The sequence below is a fragment of the Kitasatospora sp. NPDC091257 genome (assembly GCF_044757675.1).
Taxonomy (GTDB): domain Bacteria; phylum Actinomycetota; class Actinomycetes; order Streptomycetales; family Streptomycetaceae; genus Kitasatospora; species Kitasatospora lactacystinica.
On the sequence record NZ_JBIVVI010001265.1, the window covers coordinates 1 to 2,506 of the forward strand.

2 protein-coding genes and 1 pseudogene are annotated in these 2,506 nt (G+C 75.1%); 2 read left to right on the forward strand and 1 reads right to left on the reverse strand.

Features of this window, described 5'->3' with window-relative positions:
* A pseudogene (locus ACIQOV_RS37100) lies at positions 1-218 on the forward strand (DUF4232 domain-containing protein); the annotation flags it as partial.
* 59 nt (positions 219-277) lie between these two features.
* A complete protein-coding gene (locus tag ACIQOV_RS37105) occupies positions 278-1,048 on the forward strand; it encodes a hypothetical protein (protein WP_401055198.1) in 771 nt (256 codons plus the stop codon).
* Positions 1,049-1,418: 370 nt separating this feature from the next.
* Here ACIQOV_RS37105 and ACIQOV_RS37110 read toward each other — a convergent pair whose 3' ends face one another.
* Positions 1,419-2,450, reverse strand: coding sequence for a helix-turn-helix domain-containing protein (locus ACIQOV_RS37110; RefSeq protein ID WP_401055199.1), 1,032 nt, complete (start codon positions 2,448-2,450; stop codon positions 1,419-1,421).
* Positions 2,451-2,506 lie beyond the last annotated feature (56 nt).

Below are 2,506 nucleotides of genomic sequence, written 5' to 3' on the forward strand. Positions count from 1 at the left end.
GGGAGGGCGCCCGCACCACCCTGGTGTGGCGCAACACCACCGAGGCCGGTGCCGGGGACCCGCTCAACGCCCCGTACGTGCGGGTGCGCGCCACCCCCGACGCGGCCCCCGTCACGGTCGTCCCGGAAATCGACCTCGGCACCACCGGGCGCCTCGGCGCCGGTGCCTGGGTCCCGGAGGACACGAACGACAAGCCGTCACCGGCCCCGACAATGTGATCGCACTGTGATCGGACCGTCGTCAAGCGCCGCAATCAAGATCACTACGGTACGGCGGTATGTTCCCCACCGATCCTGACCAGCGGCCCGACGACTCCTCACCCCGCCCCCAGCGGGTCTGGCCGCGCAACCTCGCGCTCGCCGTCGTCGCCGCCGCGGTGACCGGCGGCGCCTTCACCCTGCTGCGCCCCTCCGGTGACGAGAGCGGGGCCCCGGCCGCTTCCGCCACTGCGGCCCCGCCCGCTTCCGTGTCCCCGGCCGCGTCCGCTTCCGTCACGGCTTCCGCCGCCGCGGCCCGGGCCTCGGCCACCCCGGACGCCTCCCTGCTGCCGCTCGACCAGCTGTTCCCCGCCCAGGTGACGGCGGCCGGCGGCGAGGTCTACACCAGGGTCGGATCGACCGTCATGAACTCCTGCGTCGAACCGGACTCGGTCGGCCCGCGGCTGATCGGGATGATCCGCGCCTCCAAGGGCTGCCTGGGCGAGCAGATCGCCCTGTACACCGACAGCGCCAAGAACCAGTACAACCTGGCCGTCTTCACCATGGCCGACCCCAAGGACACCGTCCACCTGGTCACCACCCTCAGCATGGCCTTCGACGACTACCAGGTCGGCGCCCAGGCCCCGCCGCCCGCCTCGGGCCTGGCCACCCTGCCCCCGGACAGCGGCATGGTGCAGGCGTTCTCCGGCGCCGGCCGGGCCATGGTCGCGGGCCTGGGCCAGTGGGCCGACGGCCGTGCCGGCGACTACCAGACCCTCGTCGACAAGCACCTGAGCCCGCTGCAGAAGGCGGTCGCCCAGGCCGTCCTCGCCCACGAGTCCGCCCGCTGAAGCCGCCGAGTCGCTGAGTCCGATGACCGGCTGAGCCCCGCCGAGTCCGGCCGGCCGTCCGGTCGGGCCGGGCGGTGCGGGACCCGGCGGCCCGGCACGCTCCCCCGTGGCGTGCCGGGCCGCCGACGCGGAACGGAACTCGACGTTCCGCTGCGCGGTGTCCCTCAGGGAGGATGCCAGGGCGTCACCCCCGCCGTGTTGGCGCTGAGTGGACAGTCCTTGGCATTGCGTGCACTGATCCGGGATTCCCGCCCGCTCGTGCGCACCCGGTGCTCACGGTGCGGGGTTTTCGCGCCCGTGGGCCCGGTCCGTACGGGCCGCGCCGCCCGCACGGCTGCCCTTGCCCGTACGGGCCGCGCCGCCCGTACGGCTACCCGCCGACGGCCCCGGCCCCGCTCCCGGTCAGGGCGCGGTGGCGGTGCTCGCGGGGGGAGAGGCCGTACGCGGCCTTGAAGGCGCGGCTGAACTCGGCGGCGCGGGGCAGGCCGCAGCGGGTGGCGACGGCGTGGACGGGCAGGGAGCGCAGCGCGGGGTCGGCCAGGTCGCGGCGGGCCCGCTCCAGCCGGCGGCGGCGGATGAAGGCGGCGACGGTCTCGCCGCCGGACTCCCGGCCGAAGAGGCGGTGCAGGTAGCTGACGGAGATGTGGTGGGCGGCGGCGATCACGGCGGGCGTCAGTTCGGGGTCGTGCAGGTTGCGTCCGATGAAGGCCCGGACGTGCTCGACCAGGGCCCGCTGCCGGCTGTCGTCGGGCACGGCGGCCTCGGCGTCCACCTCCCGGGCGAGCCAGGCGGCCACCAGGTCGACCACGACGCCGCCCAGGCGGGGGGCGTCGGCGGGGCCCAGGAGGGCGGCCTGCCGGTCGAGGTTGAGGAGGAAGTCCGAGAGCAGCGCGCAGGTGCCCTCCCGGGAGGAGAAGCCGCGGCCCAGCAGGTCCTCCAGCCGGTGCGGCGGCACCGGCAGCAGGGCGGAGGGGAAGTCGACGCCGACGGCCTCGATCCGCAGGTCCCCGGGGGAGCGGGCGGCGCGGGAGCCGAAGGCCCGCAGGTCGAACGGGTGGGAGCTGTCGAGCATGTGCAGGTTGCCGGGCCCGAAGGTCTCGGTGCGCCCGGTGTCGCGGGTCAGGGTGAAGCCGCCGTCGAGCAGCAGGGTGAGGTGGAACACCTCCGGGTCCGAGCGCCGCACCCGGCGCGCGGTGCGGTGGAAGCGGGTCGGCTGGAAGGAGCTGCGCAGGAGGGTCACCGGGCCCAGCTCCAGGCGCCGCATCTCCGCCCGGAAGTCGTCGCAGTGGACGCTGGTCACTTCGCTGTCCCGGGTACGGCTGACCAACTCCCGCCAGCAGTCGAACCGTTCCGTCACGGGTACGCCCTCGCTGCGGAACACGCTCTGCGTGCTCGTGGCCACTGTCCGCCCTTTCCTTCCGGGGTCCGTCCCCTTCCTGCCCGGCCGGGCTCCCCTCC